Raw genomic sequence first — 22,507 nt, 5'->3', positions numbered from 1 at the left:
AATCTTGACATGGGTCGAGGCCGTGGCGCCTTTCTGGCCTGACGACCGAACGAACAGCGGGCCTGCGGATCGAATCGAGACGATCCCGCAAACCGCTCTCAGGGGGGCCGCCTCAGTGCCTGTAACCTTCCGCCGCGCGATCTTCGCGCCGACGCTGGCCATCGCGCTCGCCGCCTTCGGCGCGGCGGCGCATGCCTCCGATGACGACCGCCGCGCGCCGTCCGCGCTGAGCGCCGCGGACCGCCTGAGCTACACCACCGCCTTCGACGCCCTGCGCCGCGGGGACCTGGACGCCGCCCGCGCTTCGGCCCGGCAGGCTCAGGACCGCGTCCTGCTGGGACAGGTCGAGTTCGAGCGGATGTTCCACGCCGACTACACCGCCACCTATGAGGAACTGGCGGCGTGGCTGGAGGAGTATTACGACCTCCCCTGCGCCGACCGCGCCTACAATCTGGCCCTGCGCCGCCGTCCCGACGGGGCGGCCGAGCCGCGCCGTCCGTCGCGCTTCTCGAACCGCAGCTGGGCCGCCGCCTCCGCCGCCGGGCAGAACACCGAGGGTGATCCGATGAAGGCCGCCCGCGTCGCGCTGAACCGCGACGACCTGGCCGGCGCCGTGGTCATCGGGCAGGAGATCGGCGACTGGTGGACCGTGGCCCTGGCCCAGTACCGGCTGGGCGAGTTCGGCGCCGCCGCCACCGCCTTCGAGCGGGTGCTGAACGATCCGACCGAAGACGGCTGGATTCGCTCCGGCGCCGCCTTCTGGGCCGCGCGCTCGGCCGCGCGGTCGAGCCAGCAGGACCGCGTACAGCCGCTGCTGCGCCGCGCCTCCGCCTGGCCCGCGACCTTCTACGGCCAGATCGCCATGCGCCAACTGGGCGAAGAACCCGCCATCGAGAACATGGGACCGCGCCCCTATGGCGCGGCGACCCTGCAGCAGGCCGTCTACATGCCGGACGAGCCGCTGGGGGTCGACGCCGACGAGCTGGAAGAGTTCGTGCGGTCCGAACCGCGCGCGCGGCGCACCGTGGCCTTCTCCGAGATCGGCCGCCGCACCGACGCCCGCGACGAACTTCGCACCGGCATGCGCTCGGCCGTCACCGACCGCGCCCGCCAGCTGTGGGCCGCGCTGGGCCGCGCGCTGGGTCCGCGGGTGATGGGTTCGGACAACGACGTCCGCCGCATCGACGCCAACAACTACGCCCAGCCGGTGATCGAGCCGGAGGGCGGCTTCACCATCGAACGCTCGCTGGTCTATGCGATCGCCCGCAAGGAGACGAGCTTCAACGCCCGCGCCCGCTCGGGCGCCGGGGCCTATGGGCTGATGCAGGTGATGCCGACCACCGCCGCGGAACTGTCGGGCGACCGCGGCTTCGTCAGCGCGCCGGACCGGCTGTTCGACCCTTCCGTCAACGCCCGCATGGGTCAGGCCTATGTGAACCGCGTGCTGGCCCTGCCCGAGATCAACGGCGACCTGCTGCGCGTCGCGGCCTCGTACAACGCCGGGCCCGGTCCGATGATGGCGGCGGTGCGCAAGCTGGGGCCGGACGCCGACCCGCTGCTGCTGATCGAGACGATCGACGTGCCCCAGGCCCGCGATTACGTGGAGAAGGTGGTCGCGGCCTACTGGATCTACCAGCGCATGAACGGCCGTCCGTTGAATACGCTGGACGCGGTGGCCGGGGGCGCGACCCTGGCGCCGTTGAGCCTCGACTACGTTCCGCCGCCGCCTCCGACGCCGGCGCAGCCGATGGAAGTGGCTTCGGTGCAGGCGGCCGGGAGCTAGATCCCCGCCAGCAGCAAAGCCGGAAGGCAGCAGGCGACGACGATCAGCAGGCCATAGACCAGAAGGCTGGGGCGACGGGCGACGGGCTGTTCGGCTTGCATGGACATGGCGGACCTCGAACGCGTCGGCGTTCACAGGGCTCCAGACATACCGTCGTTGTCTTAAGGTCGGGTTCGGGTGTGCGGTTAACGCAACGCCTCGGCCGCCCATTCCAGGAAATCGGGCTGGGCCAGCAGGACGTCGCAATAGGCCTGAGCCGTCCCGTCGTCGCCGAAGTCCGCCAGATCGACCTGGAAGTGGCGGAAGCGGGTGGCGACCGGGGTGAAGAAGGCGTCCGGCACGGACCAGGCTCCGAACAGGTAGGGCCCGCCGGCGCCGAAGCGGCCGCGCATCTCCATAAACAGAGAGACCAGCCGGCGGATGTCGCGCTCCAGCCCCGGTTCGGACGGCAGGGGCGAACGGTCTGGACCGACCATGGTGTGGTCCGGCCCCATGCCGCAGTGGGTGCGCAGCGCCATGAAACCGCCGTGCATCTCGCAGGCCGCCGAACGGGCCAGCCAGCGGGCGTGGGCGTCGGCGGGCCACAGCCGGGCCTCGGGATAGCGTTCGGCGGCCCAGACCGAGATGGCCATGGAGTCCCAGACGGTCTCGCCGTCGACCTTGAGCAGGGGCACCAGCCGCGAGGGCGAAATGCGCGCCAGCTCGGCCTGGCCGGCGTCGGAATAGATGTCGATCTCGGTGGTGACGAAGTCCGCGCCGCAGCGCTTGAGCACCAGCCAGGGCCGCAGGGACCAGGTCGAATACAGGCGCGGGCCGATGATCAGTTCCATGGGATATCTCTCAGTAGCGGTCGTCGAGGGCGAAGATGGGCGCGCGGTCCCGCCAGGCGCCGCCGGTGAAGTCGGGGAAGTCGATGGTGCGATTGCCCTCGGCGATCGAAGCCTCGGACAGGGGCGTCACCGCGCTCCAGGTCACGGCGTCGTAGATGTCGATCGGCATCGGCGCCTGGGCCTTCAGCGCCTCGACGAAGGCGTGGATGACGAAGAAGTCCATGCCGCCGTGCCCCGCGCCCTCGGCCTTGGCCGCGTGGGCCTTCCACAGCGGGTGGTCGTAGCGGTCGAACCAGGCCTGGGCCTCGTCCCATCGGTGCGGCTGGCTCTGGCCTTCGACGTGGACGGACTTGTTGACGTCCATCCACAGCCCCTTCTCGCCCTGCACCCGGAAGCCCAGCGAATAGGGGCGCGGCAGGCTGGTGTCGTGGCTGAGCATGATCGTCTCGCCGTTCTCGCAGCCGATCATGGTCTGGACCACGTCGCCGAGGCGGAAGGTCACGCCTGCATTGGGATGGTCGGGGCCGCCCTTGGCCACGATGTGGTTGTGCAACCCGCGCGCCTTGGAAGCGTAGCTGGTCAGGCGGGTGAAGCGGTTGCCTCGATTGACGCCGGCCCACATGGCGCAGGGACCGATCCCGTGGCTGGGGTAGAGGTCGCCGTTGCGGCGGACCGAATGCCCGGTGCGCCAGCGGGCCTCGGACCAACCCCGGTCGCCGAACTCGACGCCGCCGCCGTAGGCCTGGCCCGGAACGCCGGCGTTGAACTTCACCTCGCGCAGGTCGTGCTGGTAGCCGCCCTCCAGATGGATCATCTCGCCGAAGACGCCCTGCCGGACCATGTTCAGCGCCGCCATCACGTCGCGGCGATAGCAGACGTTCTCGAGCAGCATGTAGGGCGTGCCGGTCTCCAGCTGGGTCCGCAGCACCTGCCAGTGGTCGTCGAGGGTGATTCCGGCCACGACCTCGCAGGCCACCGGCACCCGGGCGCGCATGGCGCCGATGGCCATGGGCGCATGCAATTCCCATGGCGTGGCGATGACGACGCCGTCCAGATCAGCGCCGGTCAGCATCTCCCGCCAGACTTCATTGGAGCCCGTGTAGAGGCGCGGCGCGGGCTTGCTGGCCTCGGTGAACTGTTCGAGGGCCTCGTTCAGGGTGAAGGCGTCGATGTCACACAGGCCGACGACCTCGACGTCGTCGCGCCGGACCAACTCGCGCAGCAGCACCCGACCGCGCATGCCGACGCCGATCATGCCCAGCCGAAGGCGATCCGACGGCCGGGCGGCCCGGGCCTGCGTCGCTCCACCCGCCAGGGCCGCCGCACCGCTCGCCGCCGCCGCGGCGGTGATCAGATCGCGTCGATTCATGGGGAAGCTCCGGACGGGGAAGGCACCGGACCAGACCTGAAATCGCCGCTCCGGACAAGGCGCAGGTTGACTCGCGAGGCCATGCGACCGACACGGCGCATCCATGATCACGCGCTATTCCCGCCCCGACGCCGTCGCCATCTGGTCGCAAGAGACCAAGTACAAGATCTGGTTCGAGATCGAAGCCCACGCCGCCACCAAGATGGCCGAGCTTGGCGTGATTCCGACCGACGCCGCCGAGGCCATCTGGGCCAAGGGCAAGGACGCGGTCTTCGACGCTGATCGGATCGACGAGATCGAGCGCACGACCAAGCACGACGTCATCGCCTTCCTGACCCATGTGTCGGAAATCGTGGGCGAGGAAGCCCGCTTCCTGCACCAGGGCATGACCTCGTCGGACGTGCTGGACACCTGTTTCGCGGTGCAGCTGGCGCGCGCGTCGGACCTGCTGATCGGCGGGGTCGACCGGGTGCTGGCGGCGCTGGAGACGCGGGCCAAGGAACACAAGTTCACGCCGGAAGTGGGCCGCAGCCACGGCATCCACGCCGAGCCGATCACCTTCGGTCTCAAGCTGGCCGGCTACCACGCCGAGTTCCAGCGGGCGAAGCGTCGCCTTCTGACGGCCAAGGAAGAGATCGCCACCTGCGCCATCTCGGGCGCCGTGGGCACCTTCGCCAACGTCGACCCGGCGGTGGAGGCCTATGTGGCCGAAAAGATGGGCCTGCAGGTCGAGCCGGTCTCGACCCAGGTGATCCCGCGCGACCGCCACGCCGCCTTCTTCGCGGCCCTGGGCGTGGTCGCCAGTTCCATCGAGCGACTGGCCACGGAGATCCGCCACCTGCAGCGTACGGAAGTCCTCGAGGCCGAGGAGTTCTTCGACAAGGGCCAGAAGGGCTCGTCGGCCATGCCGCACAAGCGCAACCCGATCCTGACCGAGAACCTGACCGGCCTGGCCCGTCTGGTGCGCTCGGCGGTGGTGCCCGCCATGGAAAATGTTGCGCTGTGGCATGAGCGGGACATCAGCCACTCGTCGGTCGAGCGCGGCATCGGGCCGGACGCCACCATCCACCTGGACTTCGCCCTGCACCGCCTGGCGAACGTGGTCGAACGGCTGAACATCTATCCCGAGAACATGCAGAAGAACATCGACCTGCTGGGCGGGCTGGTGCACTCGCAGCGGGTGATGCTGGCTCTGACGCAGGCGGGGGTGAGCCGCGAGGACGCCTATGCCGCCGTGCAGGAGAACGCCATGAAGGTCTGGCGCGGCGAAGGCCGGTTCCTGGACTTCCTGAAGGCCGACGCGCGGGTAACCCTGCCGGAAAGCCAGCTGGAGGCCCTGTTCGACCTTGGCTACCACACCAAGCACGTGGACACGGTGTTCGCCCGGGTGTTCGGCGCCGACTGATGAGCAATCCGCCGATCCGGATCAATCCCGACCTGGACCTCGCCGCCGCGGCGGCGAGCTACAAACGTGATGGATGGGTCCAGATCGCCGACATCTTCGAGCCGGAGACGGCGGAATACCTGGCGTCGATGCTGGAGACACGCATCGACTGGGACCTGGCCTTCCAGGGCGAGGACGGCCGTCCCGCCGTCCTGAATCGTGATCAGATCCTGGCCCAGGGCGACGCGGCCCTGCAGCAGCGGCTGCGGGCGATGATGACCAAGGCGGGCGCCGGCTACGGCTTCCTGTACCTGGCCTATCCGCTGATCACCGCCTACCTGACCGGCCGCGATCCGGGGCATCCGATTCACGGGCTGACCGAGTTCCTGAACGACGCCTTCGTGAAGCTGGGCGTCGCCGTCACGGGGCGGTCGGACATCGTCAAGGCGGACGGCCAGCTGACCCGCTATCGCCCCGGCGACTTCATCGGCCTGCACAACGACGTGGGATCCGAGGCCAGCGACCGGCTGGTGGCCTATACGCTGGGCCTGACCCGGACCTGGCGCGCCGACTGGGGCGGCCAGCTGCTGTTCCATGACGCGGCCGGCGACGTGATCCGCGGCCATGCTCCGCGCTGGAACACCCTGACGCTGTTTGAGGTCCCGCAGTATCACTCCGTCGCGCCCGTGGCCGCCTACGCCCAGGGGCCGCGGCTGTCCGTCGTCGGCTGGATGAGAAATGCCGGACGCTGATCCGTCGGCGCGCAAGAGCGCCTTCGATCCCGTCGTCGATGCGAATACCCGACTGCTGATCCTGGGCAGCCTGCCCGGCGACGCCTCGCTGAAGGCGGGCCAGTATTACGGACACCCGCAGAACGCCTTCTGGCGGCTGGTCGGCGGCGTGATCGGACGCGACCCGGCCGCCCTGCCCTATCCCGACCGGCTTGAGGCGCTGAAGAGCGCGCGGGTCGGCCTGTGGGACGTCATCGCCCGCGCGGAAAGGAAGGGCAGCCTGGACGCCGACATCCGCAACGCCGAGGCGGCGGACCTGAGGCGACTCGTCGCGGACCTGCCGCAGCTGAGGGCGGTGGCCTTCAACGGGGCCACGGCGGCGAAGATCGGACGGCGCTCGCTGGCGGGGACCCAGGGCCTGACCCTGATCGACCTGCCGTCCTCCAGCCCGGCCCATGCGACGCGCAGCTTTGTCGACAAGGCGCAGGCGTGGGCGGTGCTGACCGCGATTCTGCGCGGCTGAAACGGAAAGAGGCCGCTCCATCGCTGGAGCGGCCCCTGTTCTTCCAGTCCGAGGGGCCGAAGCTTATTCGCCGTTGCGGATCTGCTCGCGCGCGACCGACGACAGCTCGTCCATCTTGCGGCGGATTTCACCTTCCGAGACGGTCAGGCCGGCGCCTTCGAGGTCCTGGGCGATCTTGCGGTAGACGTCTTCCTCGCCCGGCTGCTCGAAATCGGCCTTCACGACCGCTCCGGCGTACTGGGCGGCGCTTTCGGCGGACAGGCCCATCTTCTCGGCGGCCCACAGGCCCAGCAGCTTGTTGCGGCGGGCGACGGCCTTGAATTCCTGTTCCTGATCGAGTGCGAACTTGGACTCGAAGCCCTTTTCCCGATCGTCGAAGGTAGTCATGGGCGTCCGCAGGCTCCGTCAGGCGGCCCAGGGGAGTGGCCGCATCGGGGTGTCTATAGCCCCCCGTGGGCCGAACGCAACCGGAACCCGCCGGGTTGCGGCGGCGTGTCGTCCGACGGTGTCATCGACGCCCGCCGTTTGTATCCAGCATCGGCTTCCGCTAAGGAGACCGCGACGATTTTACCCGCCCGCCCGATTCCGGATCGCGCTGACCAGACCTACGCGCTGGCCGCGCGATTTTCGTTTCTGACGAGGCCCCGCCCGGACGAGACCCCATGAACGTCAAGCGCAAGAAGCTCTACGAGGGCAAGGCCAAGATCCTGTACGAAGGACCTGAGCCCGGCACCCTGATCCAGTATTTCAAGGACGACGCCACCGCCTTCAACGGCGAGAAGAAGGCCCAACTCGAGGGCAAGGGCGTCATCAACAACCAGATCAGCGAATTCGTCATGTCGCGCCTGAACGGCATCGGCGTGACCAACCACTTCATCAAGCGCCTGAACCTGCGCGAGCAGCTGATCCGCGAAGTCGAGATCATTCCGCTGGAAGTGGTGTGCCGCAATGTGGTGGCCGGCTCGATGAGCCAGCGCCTCGGCATCGCCGAAGGCACGCCCCTGCCCCGTTCGATCATCGAGTTCTACCTGAAGAAGGACGAGCTCAACGATCCGATGGTCACCGAAGAGCACATCACCGCCTTCAACTGGGCCTCGACCCAGGAGCTGGACGACATCCTGGCGATGACCGTGCGCGTGAACGACTATCTGTCGGGCATGTTCGGCGCCGTCGGCATCACCCTGGTGGACTTCAAGATCGAGTTCGGCCGCATCTGGGAGAACGATTTCGCCCGGGTCATCCTGGCCGACGAGATCAGCCCGGACAGCTGCCGCCTGTGGGACACCACCACCGGTGAGAAGCTGGACAAGGACCGCTTCCGCCGCGATCTGGGCAATGTCATTGAAAGCTATACGGAAGTCGCGCGTCGCCTGGGAATCATGAAGGGCATGCCGACGGTGATTCAGGGGGGACTGCACTAATGGCCAAGGTGAAGGTGCATGTGTTCCTGAAACCCGGCGTGCTGGACGTTCAGGGCAAGGCCGTCGAAGGCGCGCTGAACGGCCTGGGCTGGGGCGGCGTGGCCAACGCCCGCGTCGGCAAGCTGATCGAGTTCGACTTCAGCGGCGAGGGCGACCCCGCCGCCGAGGCCAAGAAGATGTGCGAGCAGCTGCTCGCCAACACCGTGATCGAAAGCTACCGCATCGAGGTCGCGTGAAACGCGTCCTGAAGCTGCTGGTCGTCGTCTTCATCGTCGGCGGGTGCGTGGTGTTCGCCGCCGCCCTGGCCGGCGGGTTGATGGACGACAGCGCCTTCACCACGGCAGCCAAGGAACAGGGACACTGACGGCGTCCGGCGCGTTAGGATCGCTTGACGCTCGCTGACCGGAGACCGCCATGACCTTCATCCTGACCTCGAACGACCTCACCGACGGCGGCGTGCTGCCGGACGCGCAGGTGCAGGCCAAGGGCAACGCCTCGCCGCACCTGAAATGGTCGGGCGCGCCCGAGGGCACGAAAAGCTACGCTGTCACCTGCTATGACCCGGACGCCCCGACGGGCTCGGGTTTCTGGCACTGGACCGTAGCCAACATTCCCGCCGACGTGAGCGAACTCCCCACCGGCGGCCCCGTCCCGGCCGGCGCGGTCGAGGGCCGCACGGACTTCGGCGCGCCCGGCTTCGGCGGCGCTGCTCCGCCTCCGGGCCACGGCCCGCACCGCTACATCTTCACCGTCTTCGCCGTGGACACGGACAGGCTGGACGTGACCTCCGAGAACTCGGGCGCCGTGTTCGGCTTCAACCTGCATTTCCACACCCTGGCCAAGGCGACGATCACCGCCACCTACGAGAACACCGGCCAGGGCTGAGGTCAGGGTCGAGGTCGGGGAAACACATAAAGATATCCTTATATGTTTCTTGACTTCGCCGGGAGACCCGCTTCTATGCGGGTGTCGTGGTCTGCGCGTCGTCTTCGGACGGGGCGGAGCTAAGAGGGAAGCCGGTGTGAAACCGGCGCTGCCCCCGCAACTGTAAGCGGCGAGCCGAAGGTCCATCGTGTGTCACTGGGGGTCCGCCTCCGGGAAGGCCGGGCCCGAAGCCGTGACCCGTGAGCCAGGAGACCTGCCCCGACAGATAACGTCCTCCGGCGGGGTGTCCGGTCAGGCCGCCTGTGCGCCGCCGGACCGTTTCCGCGCGGGCGTTCGCGCGTCCCTGCCCGAAGCCTTGCCACCAGCAAAGGCTTCGCATCATGACCGCCCGTCTCCCCGTCCAGGTCGCCACCCTCGGCTTTCCCCGCATCGGCCCGAAGCGCGAACTCAAGACCGCGCTTGAGCAGCATTGGTCCGGCCGGATCGACGACAAGGCCCTACTGGCCGTCGCCGCCGAGCTGCGCGGTCAGGCCTGGCTGCGCCAGCGCGATCTGGGCGCCGACATCGTCCCGTCCAACGACTTCTCCCTCTACGATCATGTGCTGGATGCGACCGCCATGGTCGGCGCCGTGCCGGACATCTACGGCTGGACCGGCGAGCGGGTCGGGCTGGAGGCCTATTTCGCCATGGCGCGCGGATCGCAGGGCGAAGGAGAGGCGACCTGCGCCCACGGTCATTCGCACGGCGGCGACGGGGTTCCCGCCGCCGAGATGACCAAATGGTTCGACACCAACTACCACTACCTGGTGCCCGAATTCACGGCGGACCAGGCCTTCCGGCTGGGCTCGACCAAGGCGCTGCACGAGTATCTGGAGGCCAAGGAACAGGGGATCGAGACCCGGCCCGTGCTGCTGGGGCCGGTCAGCTATCTGCTGCTGGGCAAGGCGCGGACGACCTCAAGCGGTACGGCGGCGAACGATGCGGGCTTCGACCCGCTGACCCTGCTGCCCAGGCTGCTGCCGGTCTACGCCGAGGTGCTGCGGTCGTTGGCGCGGGCGGGGGCGACCTGGGTGCAGATCGACGAGCCCTGCCTGGTCACCGACCTGAGCGACGCGGCGCGCGAGGCCTATGCCCACGCCTACGCCGTGCTGAGCGACGTCACCCCGCCGATCAAACTGATGCTGACGACCTGGTTCGGCGCGATCGGCGACAATCTGGAAACGGTGCTGGCGTTGCCGGTGCACGGCCTGCACGTCGATCTGGTCCGCGCGCCGGAGCAGCTGGACGCCGTCGCCGCGGGGGCGCGGCCGGACCTTGTCCTGTCGCTGGGGGTGCTGGACGGGCGCAACGTCTGGAAAGCCGATCTGAACGCCGTGCTGGACCGGATCGAGCCGGTGATCGCGTCCGGCCGTCAGGTGATCATCGCCCCCTCGTGCAGCCTGCTGCACACCCCGATCGATCTGGAGCGGGAGACCGCGTTGGACGCCGAGGTGAAGGATTGGCTGGCCTTCGCGGTGCAGAAGATCGCCGAACTGGCGACGCTGGCGAAAGCGCTGAACGAGGGGCGCGCCGCGGTGCGCGAGACCCTGGACGCCTCCACCGCCTCGGTGGCCTCGCGCCGGGTCTCGCCGCGGATCAACGATGCGGCGGTGCAGGCCCGCGCCGCGAACCGCGACCCCGACCTGATCCGGCGCCCAGCCTCGTTCGAGGTGCGCCGCCTGCTGCAGGACGCCCGGCTGGGTCTGCCCGACTGGCCGACGACGACGATCGGCTCCTTTCCCCAGACGCCGGAGGTCCGCAAGGCCCGCGCGGACCACGGCAAGGGCGTCCTCGACGACGGGGCCTATGAACAGTTCCTGCGCGAGGAGACCGCCCGCACGGTCAGATGGCAGGAGGAGATCGGTCTGGACGTGCTGGTCCACGGCGAGTTCGAGCGCAACGACATGGTCCAGTATTTCGGGGAGCAGTTGTCGGGCTTCGTCTTCACCAAGGCGGCGTGGGTGCAGTCCTACGGCTCACGCTGCGTGCGCCCGCCGATCCTGTACGGCGACGTGTCGCGGCCGAAGGCGATGACGGTGGAGTGGTGGCGCTACGCCCAGTCCCTGACCGAGCGGCCGATGAAGGGGATGCTGACCGGCCCGGTGACGATCCTGAACTGGTCCTTCGTGCGCGATGACCAGCCGCGCAGCGAGACCTGCCGCCAGATCGCCTTCGCGATCCGCGACGAGGTGGTCGACCTGGAGGCCGCGGGCGCCCCCATCATCCAGATCGACGAGGCCGCCCTGCGCGAGGGCCTGCCGCTGCGCCGCGCCGACTGGCAGGCCTATCTGGACTGGGCGGTCGAGGGCTTCCGGATCACCGCTTCGGGGGTGCGGGACGAGACGCAGATCCACACCCACATGTGCTATTCCGAGTTCAACGACATCATCCGGTCGATCGGAGCCATGGACGCCGACGTCATCTCCATCGAGACCTCGCGCTCGAAGATGGAGTTGCTCGACGCCTTCTCCGGTTATCGCTACCCGGCCGGAATCGGGCCGGGCGTCTACGATATCCATTCGCCGCGCGTGCCAGCGGTGGAAGAGATGTCGGCTCTGCTGAAGGCCGCGGCCGCCAAGCTGCCCGTCGGCCAGCTGTGGGTGAACCCGGACTGCGGCCTCAAGACCCGGCAGTGGCCCGAGACCGAGGCCGCCCTGCGTAACATGGTGGCGGCGGCGAAGGCGGCGCGGGCATGACCGTTCGCCTGATCGACATGGTGTTCCCCGGGGACGCCAACCACCACGGCACCCTGTTCGGCGGCGTGGGCCTGGCGCATCTGGACAAGGTCGCCTTCCTGGCCGCCAGCCGCCACGCGCGGCGGGCGGTGGTGACGGCCGGGTGCGAGCGGATCGACTTCGCCGCCCCCGCCCGCATCGGCGAGATGGTCGAGGCCACGGGCCGGGTCGTGCGCACCGGTCGGTCATCGCTCGGCGTGGAGGTCGAGCTTCACGCCGAGGCCCTGCTGACCGGCGAGCGGCGACTGTGCACGCGCGGCCTGTTCAACATGGTCGCCTTGCGCGAGGACGGAGACGGGACGCCGCTGTCGCCGGTCCGGGACGAGGCGGACGAGACCGGCGACTGGCTGCGGACGGTCGAGATGGTGTTTCCAGGCACGACCAACCACTACGGCACCCTGTTCGGCGGCGACGCCCTGAAGCTCATGGGCAAGGCGGCCTTCGTGACCGCGACGCGTCGGGCGCGGGAGGTGGTGGTCATGGCGGCGACCAATCGCATCGACTTCAAGGCCCCCATCGACGGCGGCGACATGATCGAACTGGTCTCGCGCGTGAAGATGACCGGCCGCAGTTCCCTGGCGGTCGAGGTGCAGTTGTGGGCGGAAGGCCTGTTGACCGGCGAACGACGCCGCTCGGCCACGGCCGAATTCGTCATGGTCAGCGTCGATGGCGGCGGACGGCCGAAGCCGATCGGAGACCCCGCTCACACGACGTGATCGATATCCGCTCCGGCGACGGTTGATCGGTGAGCGGAAGGCCCCATGTTGCGCTGCAGCATCCTCCCCTCCCCGGTGATCGCCATGTCCCCTGCCGACTGCACGACCTGCAGCGACGCCGATGTCGTTTCCGAAACGCCTGCGCGCGGGCCTTTGGCGGTCACCCTGGTCCTGACGGCCCTGGCCATGGGCGGTTTCGCCATCGGGATCACCGAATTCGCGGCGATGAGCGTGCTGCCGGACTTCGCCAGCGGCCTGGGCGTCGACGAGCCGACCGCCGGCCACGCCATCAGCGCCTATGCGGCCGGGGTGGTGGTGGGCGCGCCCCTGCTGGCGGCCTTCGGGGCGCGGCTGCCGCGCTGGATCCTGCTGATCGTGCTGATGGGCCTGTTCGCGGTCGCCAATACGCTCAGCGCCCTGTCGCCGAATTTCGAGACCATGCTGGTGTTCCGCTTCCTCAGCGGCCTGCCGCACGGAGCCTATTTCGGCGTGGCCGCGCTGGTGGCGGCCTCGATCGTGCCGCTGAAGTTCCGCACCCGGGCGGTGTCGACCCTGCTGATGGGACTGACCCTCGCGACGGTGCTGGGGGTGCCGGTGGTCAATCTGATCAGCCAGGCGCACGGTTGGCGCTGGACCTTCGGCATCGTTGGAATGCTGGCGGTATTGACCATGACGCTGGTGGCCCTGTTCGCGCCGCGCGATCCGGCCCATCCGGACGCCAGCCCCCTGCGCGAGCTGAAGGCCCTGAAGAACCGGCAGGTCTGGCTTACGCTCGGCGTCAGCGCCATCGGCTTCGGCGGCATGTTCGCGGTCTACGCCTATCTGGCCTCGACCCTGCGTGAGGTGACGGGCGTGGGGCCGGAGGTCCTGCCCTGGGTCTTCGCCGTGTTCGGGGTCGGCATGTTCAGCGGCAACCTGCTGGGCGCCTGGGCCGGGGACCGATTCGGCTTCAAGGCCGCGGCCGGAGTGCTGATCTGGAGCGCCGTGTCGCTGGCCCTGTATCCGCTGGCCTCGCATCACCTGTGGTCGATGCTGATCATCGTGCTGTGCGTCGGCGCCGGCGGCGGGCTGGGCGCGATCCTGCAGACCCGGCTGATGGACGTGGCCGGCGAGGCGCAGACGCTGGCCGCGGCCCTGAATCACTCGGCCTTCAACACCGCCAATGCGCTGGGCCCGCTGCTGGCGGGCGCGGCGGTGGCGGCCGGATTCGGCTGGGGCTCGACCGGATGGGTCGCCGTGGGGCTGACGCTGGGCGGCCTGGCCATCTGGCTCTGGGCCTGGCTGGACGGGCGTGCCGTGCGTTCGTCAGTCACGGCGGCCTGACAAACGCCCCGAACCCTGCTAGACGCCCGCGCCATGAGCGCAGCCGTCATCGTCTTCCCCGGTTCCAACTGTGATCGCGATTGCAAGGTCGCCGTCGAACGCTCCACCGGCGAGCAGGTCCAGATGGTGTGGCACCAGGAGACCGAGCTGCCGCAAGGCCTCGACCTGATCGTCCTGCCCGGCGGCTTCTCCTACGGCGACTACCTGCGCTGCGGCGCGATGGCGGCGCAGGCCCCGATCATGCAGGCGATCCGCAAGGCCGCCGACGACGGCGTGGCCATCCTGGGCATCTGCAACGGCTTCCAGGTGCTGTGCGAGGCCGGGATGCTGCCGGGCGCCCTGCTGCGCAACTCGGGCCTCAAATACGTCTGCAAGCCGATCAGCCTGACGGTCGCCAACGGCCAGACCCGCTTCACCTCCGGTTACCAGGGCCAGCGCGAGGTCGTCATGACCCAGGGCAACGGCGACGGGAACTACTTCGCCGACGCCGAGACTCTGGCGCGGCTGGAGGGTGAGGGTCAGGTGGTGTTCCGCTACGTCGACAACCCCAACGGCTCGGTCGCCGACATCGCCGGCATCCAGAACGCGCGCGGCAACGTGCTGGGCATGATGCCCCACCCGGACCGCGCCTTCGAGGCGGAGCTGGGTTCGGCGGACGGCGCCACCCTGTTCCAGAGCATCTACAACGCCGCCTGAGCCGAGCGTCAGCCTTCCAGATCGTCCGCGATATTGCGGACCACCGGATCGCCCGGCTCGTCATCCTCATCGACATCAGGCGTGACGATCCCGCCCGGATCGCGCTGGGCCTTCAACTCACGCTCGCCTAGGCCCAGGCCCTGCTCACGCGCGCGGTCCGTCTGGACGAAGTCGGTTTCGAAATGGGGTTTCTCGTCAGCCATCGGTCTTCTCCGCAGGTGTGCAGAGGGAACCGGTCCGGGGCGCGGCGGTTCCGATGAAGCGCCGCCGCAGGAGCCTGTATGTCGTCCATCGTCCGTCCCACCGCCGCCCAGCAGACCCGGCGCCTGATCGTGCTGGCCTGCGCCGTCTTCGCCGTCGTCGTCGCCCAGGCGCAGATGCTGCTGGGCTGGGGCCAGACCGCGGGCGAGTTCGCGGCGGACAGCGACGCGACCCTGAAGGTGGCGGGTTACGCCTTCGCCATCTGGGGCGTGATCTATCTGGGGCTGCTGGTCTACGCCGTGCGTCAGGCGCTGCCCGCGACGGGCGAGAGCGAGCTGTTGACCCGGCTGGGCTGGCCGTCGGCGGCGGCCTTCCTCGGCATCGGCTGGTGGATCGTGGCGGCGGCCGTCGATTGGGAGGCCGGCACCGTGATCCTGATCTTCGGGTCACTGCTGGTATTGCTGATTCCGCTGCTGCTCAACGCCCGATCCATCCGGGCCCTGCCCCGCACCGACCGGGAGCGATGGACCGTAGTCTGGCCCCTGGCCCTGCTGGCGGGGTGGCTGGGCGTGGCCGCGCCGGTGAACCTGCTGACGGTGTTGACCGGCAACGGCGACCTGCCGACCGTGCTGTCGCCGACCCTTTGGGCCCTGCTGGCCATCGTGGTCGTGATGGTGAAGGCGCTGGCGGTCACATGGACCCTGCGGACGCCCGCCTACGCCCTGCCGGTCGCCTGGGGCCTGCTGGGGGTGTTCGTGGCCGAGCTTGAACGCAACCCGGCGCTGGCGGGCGGCGCGGTGGTGGCGTCGGGCCTGACCCTGGTCGGCGCCTTCATCCTGACCTTCCAGCTGAAACCGCCCGTCGAGAAGCCGATCTAGAGCCGCCCGGCGAAAGGCGGAGCGTCAGGCTCGGGGTCATCGGGGTCGTCGTCCGCGGCGCCCACGTCGAAGGCGCCCGATTCGTCGAAGCCGACGCTGCCGACGCCCGTGGCCGAACCGGTCAGGCGCTGGCGGCTGGCCATCGCCAGTTCGGGGGCCAACGCCTTCAGCCGGGCCGCCTCCGCCGGATCGTTCGAAAGATCCATCTGCTGATGGTCGGGGGTGATGTCGTCGCGTCGCATCAGTGGTCTTCCTGTCCGTGGTCGTCATTGGCCGCCTCGCGGGCGGCGCGTTCAGCCAGGGCCGTGGCGCCGGCGTCATCGGCGGCGATGGTCGGGGCGTTCGGGTCTTCCGGCGTGGCGGCCGGATCGATGGGCTGGTCGGGCATGGGAAGCTCCTTCAGCGGGCGTTCCCCGATTCAATGACCACGCGGGGCCGATGTTCCGCTCTGCAAGGCTGACAGAGGGGTCTTCTGTCGCTAGAAGGCCGGGCCATGAGCGCTCCTGAAAAGACCATGGCCGAACTGGCCGCCGAATACGGCCTGGCTCCGAACGAATATCAGGTCGTCCTCGACCGGCTGGGCCGCGAGCCCAACCATGTCGAACTGGGCGTCTTCTCGGTGATGTGGTCCGAGCACTGCTCGTACAAATCCTCCAAGATCCATCTGGGCAAGTTCCCGACCAAGGGACCGCGCGTCATCTGCGGGCCGGGCGAGAACGCCGGGGTCATCGACATCGACGACGGCGACGCCTGCATCTTCAAGATGGAGAGCCACAACCACCCGTCCTATATCGAGCCCTATCAGGGCGCGGCGACGGGCGTGGGCGGCATCATGCGCGACGTCTTCACCATGGGCGCCCGCCCGGTGGCCCTGCTGAACGCCCTGCGCTTCGGCGATGTGAACCACGAGAAGACCAAGCGTCTGGTTTCGGGCGTGGTCTCGGGCATCGGCGGCTACGGCAACTGCGTCGGCGTTCCGACCGTGGCGGGCGAGACGAATTTCCACGCCGGCTACAACGGCAACATCCTGGTCAACGCCATGTGCGTGGGCCTGGCGAAGTCGGACGCGATCTTCTATTCGGCCGCGCCGTCGGCGGGCTTCAGCGTCGTCTATTTCGGCTCCAAGACCGGCCGCGACGGCATCCACGGCGCGACCATGGCCTCGGCCGAGTTCGACGAGGATTCGGATGAGAAACGCCCCACCGTGCAGGTCGGCGACCCGTTCGCCGAGAAGCTGCTGATCGAAGCCACCCTGGAACTGATGGCCTCGGGCGCGGTGGCCGCGATTCAAGACATGGGCGCGGCGGGCCTGACCTCGTCCTCGGTCGAGATGGCCGGTAAGGGCGGCGTCGGCATCGAGCTGAACATGGACGCCGTGCCCCAGCGCGAAGAGGGCATGACGGCCTATGAGATGATGCTGTCGGAAAGCCAGGAGCGGATGCTGGCGGTCCTGAAGCCGGGCCGCGAGGCCGACGGCCACCGCATCTTCGAGAAGTGGGGCCTGGACGCCGCCGTCATCGGCGTGACCACCGACACCGGTCGTCTGGTGCTGAAGCATCACGGCGAGACGGTCTGCGACGTGCCGCTGGCCCCGCTGTTCGACGACGCGCCGATGTACGACCGCCCGTGGGTCCAGCCGGCGCTGCACCCGCGCCTCGACCCCAAGGAGGTTCCCGCCCCCGAGAGCTGGGTCGATGCGGTGATCAAGGTGCTGACCTGCCCGGACATGGCGTCCAAGCGCTGGATCTGGGAGCAGTACGACCGTCACGTCATGGCCGACACCCTGCAGGACTCCTCGACCGGCGCGGACGCGGGCGTGGTGCGCGTGCACGGCACGGACAAGGGGTTGGCGGTCACCTCGGACTGCACCCCGCGCTACGTCCAGAACGACCCCTACGAGGGCGGCAAGCAGTGCGTGGCCGAGGCCTGGCGCAACCTGACCGCCGTCGGCTCCCTGCCGATCGCGATCACCGACAACCTGAATTTCGGCAATCCGCAGCGGCCCGAGATCATGGGCCAGATCGTCCGCGCCATCGACGGCATGGCCGAGGCCTGCCGCGACCTGGACTTCCCGGTCGTGAGCGGCAACGTCAGCCTCTACAACGAGACCAACGGCGCCGCGATCCCGCCGACCCCGACGGTCGGCGCCGTGGGCCTGCTGTCCAACTATGACGTGACCGTCGGCTTCGGCGGGGCCGTCGAGGGCGACGTGCTGGTGCTGATCGGCGAGACGCACGGCGAACTGGGCGCCTCCATCTATCTGCGCGAAGTGCTGGGTCGCGAGGACGGCGCGCCGCCGCCGGTCGACCTGAAGCTGGAGCGCAAGACCGGCGATTTCGTGCGCGACCTGATCGCGACCGGCGACCTGACCTGCGTCCACGACCTGTCCGACGGCGGCCTGATCGGCGCGGCGGCGGATATCGCCCTGGCCTCGGACGTCGGGATCGAGCTGGACGCCACCTCGGCGACTCACGCCCACGTCTTCCTGTTCGGCGAGGACCAGGCCCGTTATCTGGTGGCCGTCGGCGATCCGACGGAGGTGATCGCCAAGGCCCAGGCCGCCGGCCTGCACGCCTCGGTCGTCGGCCGCGCCAAGGGCCGGGACTTCCGCTCGGGCGAGCTCTTCAGCCTCCCGCTGGATCACCTGCGCGAGATGCATGAAAGCTGGATGCCGAACTGGATGAACGGCTGATGCGCGCCGCCGCGTCAGGGCTGGCCGCGATCCTGACGCTGGCCGCCTGCGACGGCGGCGGTGATCCGGTCGAGCAGGCCCTGCGCGAGACGGCGGCGGCGAACCAGTCGGCGACGGTGACCTATGACGAGACCGCCGCGCCTGAGGGGACTTCGCCCCGGGCCGCGCCCACTGCAGCCGAGGCCGCCTATGCCGAGGTGATGATCCGGGAGAACCGCGAGGCCATCACCACGGCGAGCGCCGTTCTGGCGGAATCGCGGGATTCGCGGATTCGCCGTTCGGCGCAGGCGGTCATCGACAACCGCACCCGCGAGATCGCCGAGCTGGAAGCGTTCGTCCCGGACTCCCCCGCCGAATGAGAATCGCCATCGTCCTGCCCCCGGGCGGCTTGTTCGCCGCCGAGCAGCCGAACTCCATCGAGACCGTGATCCGGACGCTGGCCTCGCAGGCGGGCGAGGACGAAGTCCTGAAGATCTTCTGCGAAGAAGGCGCCAGGTCGCATGGCGACCTGCCGATGCACGTCATGCCGGCGGGCGGCGACCGCCACGCGCATCTGGTTCAGGCGCTGGAAGCCTTCGCGCCGGACATCATCGAGTTTCACCAGCACGCCATCAGCGCGGCCCGGCTGGCCCGCCGGTTCCCAAAGGCGCTACGGCTGCTGTACCGCCACAACGACGTCAAACCGCCTCGCAACCCGATCGACATGTGGCGCTATCGCCAGCGCTACAAGACATTCGATGGGCTGATCTTCGTCAGCGAGGCGTCCCGCGCCGCCTTCGTGGCGATCTATCCGGCCTTTGCTGACCGCGCCTTCGCGGTGCGAAATCCGATCAACGCCACGCTATGGGCCGCATCCCCCGAAACGCGGGATCCACTGATCGTCTTCGCCGGTCGCGCCATTCCCGAGAAGGGCATGGACCTGCTGTGCGAGGCGCTGCCGGACGTGCTGAACCGGCGCCCCGGGTGGCGGGCGGAGTTGTTCCTCGGCGACTGGCAGAAACACGTCGGCTGGGCCGGCCCGCACGTCGAACGGATGCTGGCGCGGACGGACCGGGTCACCATCCGGCCCCACGCCCCGCTGACCGAGGTGCGCGAGGCGACGCGGCGCGCCGCCATCGCCGCGGTCCCATCCGTCTGGGCGGAGCCGCTGGGCCTGTCGGCGCTGGAGGCCCACGCGGCCGGCGCCGCCCTGGTGTCTTCCGGCCGGGGCGGTCTGCGGGAGGTCAGCGGGCCGCACGCCGTCTATGTCGAACCTCTGACGGCCGACGCCCTGGCGACCGCCATCGAGGACCTGATCACCGACCCGGAACGCCGCCTCGCCCTGGCCCGCGCCGGTCAGGCCCACGTGATGGAAACGCATACGCCCGCTGCTCGCGCGGCCGAACTGTCAGCCCTGCGCCACCGTCTGCTGGACGCCCGCGCGCCGGCGGAATGACCGTCACATATACGGTCTAGGTCGAGCTCCTGCTCAAGGAGTTCCCCATGGCCATCCTGCCCGATTCTGTTTCCCGCCGAGGCCTGATGCTGGCGTTGGGCGCCGGCGGCGTGGTCTTGGGTTCCGGTCGGCAGGCGCTGGCTGATCCGGTCTTCTCCGACTATCCGTTCCAGCTGGGCGTCGCCGCGGGCGACCCGGCGCCGGACGGCTTCGTGATCTGGACCCGGCTGGCGCCCAAGCCGTTCGACATCGGCTACGGCATGTCGACCCAGCCGGTGCCGGTGAAGTGGGAAGTCGCCACGGATCGGGGCTTCGGGACAGTCGTGCAGCGGGGCGAGGCGATCGCCCGCCCGGAGCTGGGCCATGCGGTCCACGTCGAGATCACCGGCCTGCAGCCCGGCCGCGCCTATTTCTACCGCTTCATCGCCGGAACCGAGCGGACCGCCACGGGCCGGGCCAAGACCGCGCCGGCGGCAGGCGCGGCGGTGGCGCAGGCCCGTTTCGGCGTGCTGGGCTGCCAGGCCTGGGAGCAGGGCTACTACACCGCCCACCGGGCTGCGGCGGGCGAGGATCTGGATTTCATCTACTTCTACGGCGACTACATCTACGAAGGGCGCGGCAGCCGGGTGTGGAACAGCGCCGACGGTCCGCGCGAGAACCCGCGTCAGCATTTCGGCGGCGAGGTCTATTCGCTGGATGACTACCGGCGCCGCTACGCGCAGTACAAGATGGATACGGACCTGCAGGCCAGCCATGCGGCGACCGCCTGGTTCTGCACCTGGGACGACCACGAGACCGACAACAACTGGACCAGCGCCTGGGATCAGGACGGCACCCCGCCCGAGGTCTTCCACCTGCGGCGGCAGGCGGCGGCGCAGGCCTATTACGAACACATGCCGCTGCGGCGCTCAGCCTTCCCGCGCGGCGCGGACATGCAGCTGTACCGCCACGCGACCTGGGGCGACCTGCTGGACCTGAACTTCCTCGACACTCGCCAGTTCAGGACGGCCATCCCCTGCGACGGCGCGTGGGCGGGGAACTGCGAAGGCGTGCGCGACCCGGCCGCGCAGGTGATGGGCGAGGCGCAGGAGCAGTGGCTGTACCGCAACCTCGACCAATCCCGCGCCCACTGGAAGGTGCTGGCGCAGCAGGTGATGCTGATGGATCTGGACCGCAAGGAAGGCGACGGGACCGGGTTCAACCTGGACAGCTGGGCCGGTTATTCGATCCCGCGCCAACGGCTGCTGGACCGGCTGCGCGAGCGCCGCATCGGCAACACCATCGTGCTGACCGGGGATGAGCACCAGAACTATGCGGGCGAATTGTACCGCGACAGCCGCAATCCCGAAGGCGCGCCAATCGCCGCGGAGTTCGTGATCACCTCGGTCAGCTCGGGCGGGGACGGCCAGGACCAGCGGACCGACGGCCGCCGCTACCTGGCTGACAATCCGTTCCTGAAGTTCAACAACGCCCAACGCGGCTACGCCGTCTGCGACGTGACGCCGGAGCGCTGGCAGACCGAGCTCAAGGTGCTGGACAAGGTGTCCGAGCGCGGCGGCGTGCTGTCAACCCGGACGAAGCTGGCCGTGGCCAGTGGCGACGCCCGGGTGACGGCGGCCTAGCTCTAGGGCAGCAGGTAGTCGTTGGGCTCGACCAGCTTGTAGCCCGGCGTGGTGCTGACCATCTGGCGGAGCCAGTAGTTGTGGCCGGCGCCGTAGAGGATCACGATCCGGTCGCCCGGCCGCGCGACCTGCCGTAGATGGGCGAAGATGATGGCGTTGCGAGTGTACCAGCGGCCGTTGAGAACGGCGCCCGGCTGGGCGTCGCCGGCGCCGAACGCCAGGAGTTGGGCATAGATGCCCTGGCCATAGGCGATGTGCTCGGGCGTGTTCATCCAGGCCAGCAGCTCGGCCACCGTGCCGGTGTGCTGGCGGCGTTCCATCTCGGACGAGATCGCGCCCATCTGACCGTTCAGCGCGGCGAAGTCGGCGTCCCGGCCGTTGGCCTGCACCCACTGGATCACCTCGTCGAATGGGAAGTAGGAAGGCTGGCCCTCCCGGTCGTTCTCATCGATGGCGTAGACGCGCTGGAGTCCGAGATCGTGGGCGAGCCGGTAGCCGATCTGCACCCGCTCGTCGGCGTCGGTCAGCAGGTCGGCAGGCGTGAAGTTCGGATAGGCCTGATCGAGCAGGGTCGCCCGGTCGTCCGCGATCCGCTCGATGCCCAGGGCGGTGGGATTGAACCGCGCCAGCGCCCGCGACACGGCCTGAAGCTGAGCCTGCTTGTCCGGCGTCAGGACCGAGTCGATACGGGCGTTGTGAACGTCCTGGCCCGGATTATCCATGTGATAGCTGCCGAGGATCATCACTTCGATCGGTGCGGGCTCAGGCGCCGGTGTGGCGGTCTGGGCCATGGCGGCGGTCGGCAGGACAAGGGCGGCGAGGGCCGCGATGACTTTCAGCATGGTGATTTCCCCGGAGGCTTTCGCCTTATGAGGCGACGGCTGTAGCGCACGGATGCGCCGGGGCGAATTAAGTCTTCGACAGGTTCAGCCCTTGCCCGACCGGTCCCGTCGCGCATGCGCGACAAGCGCCTCGAAATCACCGCCGAACAACCGGTCGACCAGATCGCCGACCTCGGCGTCCAGCCAGGCGTCGCGCTCCAGCACGGCGTGGTAGCGCTGGCGCCCGTCCTCGCGCTCGGAGCGGACGGCCCCCTTCTGCATCAGGCGATGCAGAAGGGTCTTGATGGTGGCGTCGCCCCATGGCTGGCGCGACTTCACCTCGTCCATCAGGGAGGCGGCGGACAGCGGACCGCAGCGCCACAGGGCGGCGAGGACGGCGCTCTCCGCCTCGGTGACGGCGAT

General features: G+C 69.1%; 25 protein-coding genes and 1 riboswitch. Of the genes, 17 read left to right on the top strand and 8 right to left on the bottom strand.

The features are described from left to right. The first annotated feature begins 115 nt into the window (after nt 1-115). Complete coding sequence (locus AC1RRF_RS01505; protein ID WP_492832154.1) at nt 116-1,783, top strand: lytic transglycosylase domain-containing protein; 1,668 nt, start codon at nt 116-118, stop codon at nt 1,781-1,783. Nucleotides 1,784-1,968: 185 nt separating this feature from the next. Here the strand turns inward: AC1RRF_RS01505 and AC1RRF_RS01500 are convergent, their stop codons facing one another. Both AC1RRF_RS01500 and AC1RRF_RS01495 read right to left on the bottom strand, forming a co-directional pair. Then, on the bottom strand, nt 1,969-2,613 hold the full coding sequence (locus AC1RRF_RS01500) for a glutathione S-transferase (protein ID WP_492832152.1): 645 nt from the start codon (nt 2,611-2,613) through the stop codon (nt 1,969-1,971). A gap of 10 nt (nt 2,614-2,623) precedes the next feature. Then, nucleotides 2,624-3,982: a Gfo/Idh/MocA family protein gene (locus AC1RRF_RS01495; RefSeq protein WP_492832150.1), complete on the bottom strand. Its 1,359-nt coding sequence runs from the start codon at nt 3,980-3,982 to the stop codon at nt 2,624-2,626. 103 nt (nt 3,983-4,085) lie between these two features. Here AC1RRF_RS01495 and purB point away from each other — a divergent pair, with 103 nt between their 5' ends. Genes purB through AC1RRF_RS01480 form a run of 3 tightly spaced genes read left to right on the top strand, consistent with a single transcriptional unit; the run spans nt 4,086 to nt 6,620 of the window. Continuing rightward, complete coding sequence (gene purB / locus AC1RRF_RS01490; RefSeq protein ID WP_291837775.1) at nt 4,086-5,387, top strand: adenylosuccinate lyase; 1,302 nt, start codon at nt 4,086-4,088, stop codon at nt 5,385-5,387. After that, nucleotides 5,387-6,118, top strand: coding sequence for a 2OG-Fe(II) oxygenase family protein (locus AC1RRF_RS01485; protein WP_492832148.1), 732 nt, complete (start codon nt 5,387-5,389; stop codon nt 6,116-6,118). Before purB ends, AC1RRF_RS01485 begins: the two co-directional genes overlap by 1 nt. Next, entirely contained in the window at nt 6,105-6,620 is a 516-nt protein-coding gene (locus AC1RRF_RS01480; RefSeq protein WP_492832146.1) for a DNA-deoxyinosine glycosylase, read from the top strand. Before AC1RRF_RS01485 ends, AC1RRF_RS01480 begins: the two co-directional genes overlap by 14 nt. Before the next feature lie 63 nt (nt 6,621-6,683). Here the strand turns inward: AC1RRF_RS01480 and AC1RRF_RS01475 are convergent, their stop codons facing one another. Continuing rightward, nucleotides 6,684-7,007, bottom strand: coding sequence for a DUF1476 domain-containing protein (locus AC1RRF_RS01475; protein WP_492832144.1), 324 nt, complete (start codon nt 7,005-7,007; stop codon nt 6,684-6,686). A 275-nt stretch (nt 7,008-7,282) separates the two neighbouring features. On the opposite strand from AC1RRF_RS01475, the gene purC reads away from it, so the two are divergent. The 8 genes from purC (at nt 7,283) to purQ (ending at nt 14,435) form a co-directional block, all read left to right on the top strand. Next, nucleotides 7,283-8,041: a phosphoribosylaminoimidazolesuccinocarboxamide synthase gene (gene purC / locus AC1RRF_RS01470; protein ID WP_492312498.1), complete on the top strand. Its 759-nt coding sequence runs from the start codon at nt 7,283-7,285 to the stop codon at nt 8,039-8,041. Then, nucleotides 8,041-8,277, top strand: coding sequence for a phosphoribosylformylglycinamidine synthase subunit PurS (purS, locus tag AC1RRF_RS01465; protein ID WP_492832143.1), 237 nt, complete (start codon nt 8,041-8,043; stop codon nt 8,275-8,277). The genes purC and purS overlap by 1 nt, the downstream gene beginning before the upstream one ends. Continuing rightward, nucleotides 8,274-8,405 (top strand): hypothetical protein, encoded by a 132-nt coding sequence (locus AC1RRF_RS01460; RefSeq protein WP_492832141.1) that lies wholly within the window; start codon nt 8,274-8,276, stop codon nt 8,403-8,405. The genes purS and AC1RRF_RS01460 overlap by 4 nt, the downstream gene beginning before the upstream one ends. A 50-nt stretch (nt 8,406-8,455) precedes the next feature. Further along, nucleotides 8,456-8,926: a YbhB/YbcL family Raf kinase inhibitor-like protein gene (locus AC1RRF_RS01455; protein WP_492832139.1), complete on the top strand. Its 471-nt coding sequence runs from the start codon at nt 8,456-8,458 to the stop codon at nt 8,924-8,926. A gap of 70 nt (nt 8,927-8,996) precedes the next feature. After that, nucleotides 8,997-9,201, top strand: a riboswitch (cobalamin riboswitch). Between the two features lie 105 nt (nt 9,202-9,306). Further along, nucleotides 9,307-11,661 (top strand): 5-methyltetrahydropteroyltriglutamate--homocysteine S-methyltransferase, encoded by a 2,355-nt coding sequence (gene metE, locus AC1RRF_RS01450; protein WP_492832137.1) that lies wholly within the window; start codon nt 9,307-9,309, stop codon nt 11,659-11,661. Next, entirely contained in the window at nt 11,658-12,416 is a 759-nt protein-coding gene (locus tag AC1RRF_RS01445) for an acyl-CoA thioesterase (protein ID WP_492832135.1), read from the top strand. Before metE ends, AC1RRF_RS01445 begins: the two co-directional genes overlap by 4 nt. A 45-nt stretch (nt 12,417-12,461) precedes the next feature. After that, entirely contained in the window at nt 12,462-13,739 is a 1,278-nt protein-coding gene (locus tag AC1RRF_RS01440; RefSeq protein WP_492832133.1) for an MFS transporter, read from the top strand. A 33-nt stretch (nt 13,740-13,772) separates the two neighbouring features. Continuing rightward, a complete protein-coding gene (gene purQ, locus AC1RRF_RS01435; protein WP_492832131.1) occupies nt 13,773-14,435 on the top strand; it encodes a phosphoribosylformylglycinamidine synthase subunit PurQ in 663 nt (220 codons plus the stop codon). A gap of 8 nt (nt 14,436-14,443) precedes the next feature. Here purQ and AC1RRF_RS01430 read toward each other — a convergent pair whose 3' ends face one another. Continuing rightward, nucleotides 14,444-14,638, bottom strand: a complete 195-nt coding sequence (locus AC1RRF_RS01430) for a hypothetical protein (RefSeq protein WP_492832129.1) — start codon at nt 14,636-14,638, stop codon at nt 14,444-14,446. Nucleotides 14,639-14,716: 78 nt separating this feature from the next. Between AC1RRF_RS01430 and AC1RRF_RS01425 the strand changes: the two genes are divergently transcribed. Continuing rightward, the gene (locus AC1RRF_RS01425) at nt 14,717-15,514 is read left to right on the top strand and encodes a TspO-related membrane protein (protein ID WP_492832127.1); all 798 of its coding nucleotides are present in this window, start codon (nt 14,717-14,719) and stop codon (nt 15,512-15,514) included. Here the strand turns inward: AC1RRF_RS01425 and AC1RRF_RS01420 are convergent. After that, a complete protein-coding gene (locus tag AC1RRF_RS01420; protein ID WP_492832126.1) occupies nt 15,511-15,756 on the bottom strand; it encodes a hypothetical protein in 246 nt (81 codons plus the stop codon). The genes AC1RRF_RS01425 and AC1RRF_RS01420 overlap by 4 nt on opposite strands. Beyond that, a complete protein-coding gene (locus AC1RRF_RS01415) occupies nt 15,756-15,902 on the bottom strand; it encodes a hypothetical protein (protein ID WP_492832124.1) in 147 nt (48 codons plus the stop codon). Before AC1RRF_RS01415 ends, AC1RRF_RS01420 begins: the two co-directional genes overlap by 1 nt. 105 nt (nt 15,903-16,007) lie before the next feature. On the opposite strand from AC1RRF_RS01415, the gene purL reads away from it, so the two are divergent. From purL to AC1RRF_RS01395, 4 genes are read left to right on the top strand one after another with little or no spacing between them, the layout of a single operon-like run. Beyond that, the gene (gene purL / locus AC1RRF_RS01410; RefSeq protein ID WP_492832122.1) at nt 16,008-18,206 is read left to right on the top strand and encodes a phosphoribosylformylglycinamidine synthase subunit PurL; all 2,199 of its coding nucleotides are present in this window, start codon (nt 16,008-16,010) and stop codon (nt 18,204-18,206) included. After that, nucleotides 18,206-18,565: a DUF305 domain-containing protein gene (locus tag AC1RRF_RS01405; RefSeq protein ID WP_492832121.1), complete on the top strand. Its 360-nt coding sequence runs from the start codon at nt 18,206-18,208 to the stop codon at nt 18,563-18,565. Before purL ends, AC1RRF_RS01405 begins: the two co-directional genes overlap by 1 nt. Further along, complete coding sequence (locus tag AC1RRF_RS01400; protein ID WP_492832119.1) at nt 18,562-19,641, top strand: glycosyltransferase family 4 protein; 1,080 nt, start codon at nt 18,562-18,564, stop codon at nt 19,639-19,641. The genes AC1RRF_RS01405 and AC1RRF_RS01400 overlap by 4 nt, the downstream gene beginning before the upstream one ends. Before the next feature lie 47 nt (nt 19,642-19,688). Continuing rightward, entirely contained in the window at nt 19,689-21,263 is a 1,575-nt protein-coding gene (locus tag AC1RRF_RS01395) for an alkaline phosphatase D family protein (RefSeq protein ID WP_492832117.1), read from the top strand. A 2-nt stretch (nt 21,264-21,265) separates the two neighbouring features. Here AC1RRF_RS01395 and AC1RRF_RS01390 read toward each other — a convergent pair whose 3' ends face one another. After that, nucleotides 21,266-22,105, bottom strand: a complete 840-nt coding sequence (locus tag AC1RRF_RS01390) for a DUF5694 domain-containing protein (RefSeq protein WP_492832115.1) — start codon at nt 22,103-22,105, stop codon at nt 21,266-21,268. A gap of 84 nt (nt 22,106-22,189) precedes the next feature. Further along, the gene (locus AC1RRF_RS01385) at nt 22,190-22,507 is read right to left on the bottom strand and encodes a BlaI/MecI/CopY family transcriptional regulator (protein ID WP_492834121.1); all 318 of its coding nucleotides are present in this window, start codon (nt 22,505-22,507) and stop codon (nt 22,190-22,192) included.

The organism is Brevundimonas sp. GW821-FHT12C05 (assembly GCF_058807475.1).
This window is presented reverse-complemented; position numbering and strand designations above follow the sequence as displayed.

Coding starts and splice junctions, on each gene's coding strand:
- AC1RRF_RS01415 (WP_492832124.1), bottom strand. CDS start 15,902: ATGCCCGACCAGCCCATCGATCCGGCCGCCACGCCGGAAGACCCGAAC.
- AC1RRF_RS01455 (WP_492832139.1), top strand. CDS start 8,456: ATGACCTTCATCCTGACCTCGAACGACCTCACCGACGGCGGCGTGCTG.
- AC1RRF_RS01495 (WP_492832150.1), bottom strand. CDS start 3,982: ATGAATCGACGCGATCTGATCACCGCCGCGGCGGCGGCGAGCGGTGCG.
- AC1RRF_RS01500 (WP_492832152.1), bottom strand. CDS start 2,613: ATGGAACTGATCATCGGCCCGCGCCTGTATTCGACCTGGTCCCTGCGG.
- AC1RRF_RS01475 (WP_492832144.1), bottom strand. CDS start 7,007: ATGACTACCTTCGACGATCGGGAAAAGGGCTTCGAGTCCAAGTTCGCA.
- purS (WP_492832143.1), top strand. CDS start 8,041: ATGGCCAAGGTGAAGGTGCATGTGTTCCTGAAACCCGGCGTGCTGGAC.
- metE (WP_492832137.1), top strand. CDS start 9,307: ATGACCGCCCGTCTCCCCGTCCAGGTCGCCACCCTCGGCTTTCCCCGC.
- AC1RRF_RS01485 (WP_492832148.1), top strand. CDS start 5,387: ATGAGCAATCCGCCGATCCGGATCAATCCCGACCTGGACCTCGCCGCC.
- purB (WP_291837775.1), top strand. CDS start 4,086: ATGATCACGCGCTATTCCCGCCCCGACGCCGTCGCCATCTGGTCGCAA.
- AC1RRF_RS01420 (WP_492832126.1), bottom strand. CDS start 15,756: ATGCGACGCGACGACATCACCCCCGACCATCAGCAGATGGATCTTTCG.
- AC1RRF_RS01425 (WP_492832127.1), top strand. CDS start 14,717: ATGTCGTCCATCGTCCGTCCCACCGCCGCCCAGCAGACCCGGCGCCTG.
- AC1RRF_RS01430 (WP_492832129.1), bottom strand. CDS start 14,638: ATGGCTGACGAGAAACCCCATTTCGAAACCGACTTCGTCCAGACGGAC.
- purL (WP_492832122.1), top strand. CDS start 16,008: ATGAGCGCTCCTGAAAAGACCATGGCCGAACTGGCCGCCGAATACGGC.
- AC1RRF_RS01405 (WP_492832121.1), top strand. CDS start 18,206: ATGCGCGCCGCCGCGTCAGGGCTGGCCGCGATCCTGACGCTGGCCGCC.
- AC1RRF_RS01480 (WP_492832146.1), top strand. CDS start 6,105: ATGCCGGACGCTGATCCGTCGGCGCGCAAGAGCGCCTTCGATCCCGTC.
- AC1RRF_RS01440 (WP_492832133.1), top strand. CDS start 12,462: ATGTTGCGCTGCAGCATCCTCCCCTCCCCGGTGATCGCCATGTCCCCT.
- purC (WP_492312498.1), top strand. CDS start 7,283: ATGAACGTCAAGCGCAAGAAGCTCTACGAGGGCAAGGCCAAGATCCTG.
- AC1RRF_RS01400 (WP_492832119.1), top strand. CDS start 18,562: ATGAGAATCGCCATCGTCCTGCCCCCGGGCGGCTTGTTCGCCGCCGAG.
- AC1RRF_RS01390 (WP_492832115.1), bottom strand. CDS start 22,105: ATGCTGAAAGTCATCGCGGCCCTCGCCGCCCTTGTCCTGCCGACCGCC.
- AC1RRF_RS01395 (WP_492832117.1), top strand. CDS start 19,689: ATGGCCATCCTGCCCGATTCTGTTTCCCGCCGAGGCCTGATGCTGGCG.
- AC1RRF_RS01445 (WP_492832135.1), top strand. CDS start 11,658: ATGACCGTTCGCCTGATCGACATGGTGTTCCCCGGGGACGCCAACCAC.
- purQ (WP_492832131.1), top strand. CDS start 13,773: ATGAGCGCAGCCGTCATCGTCTTCCCCGGTTCCAACTGTGATCGCGAT.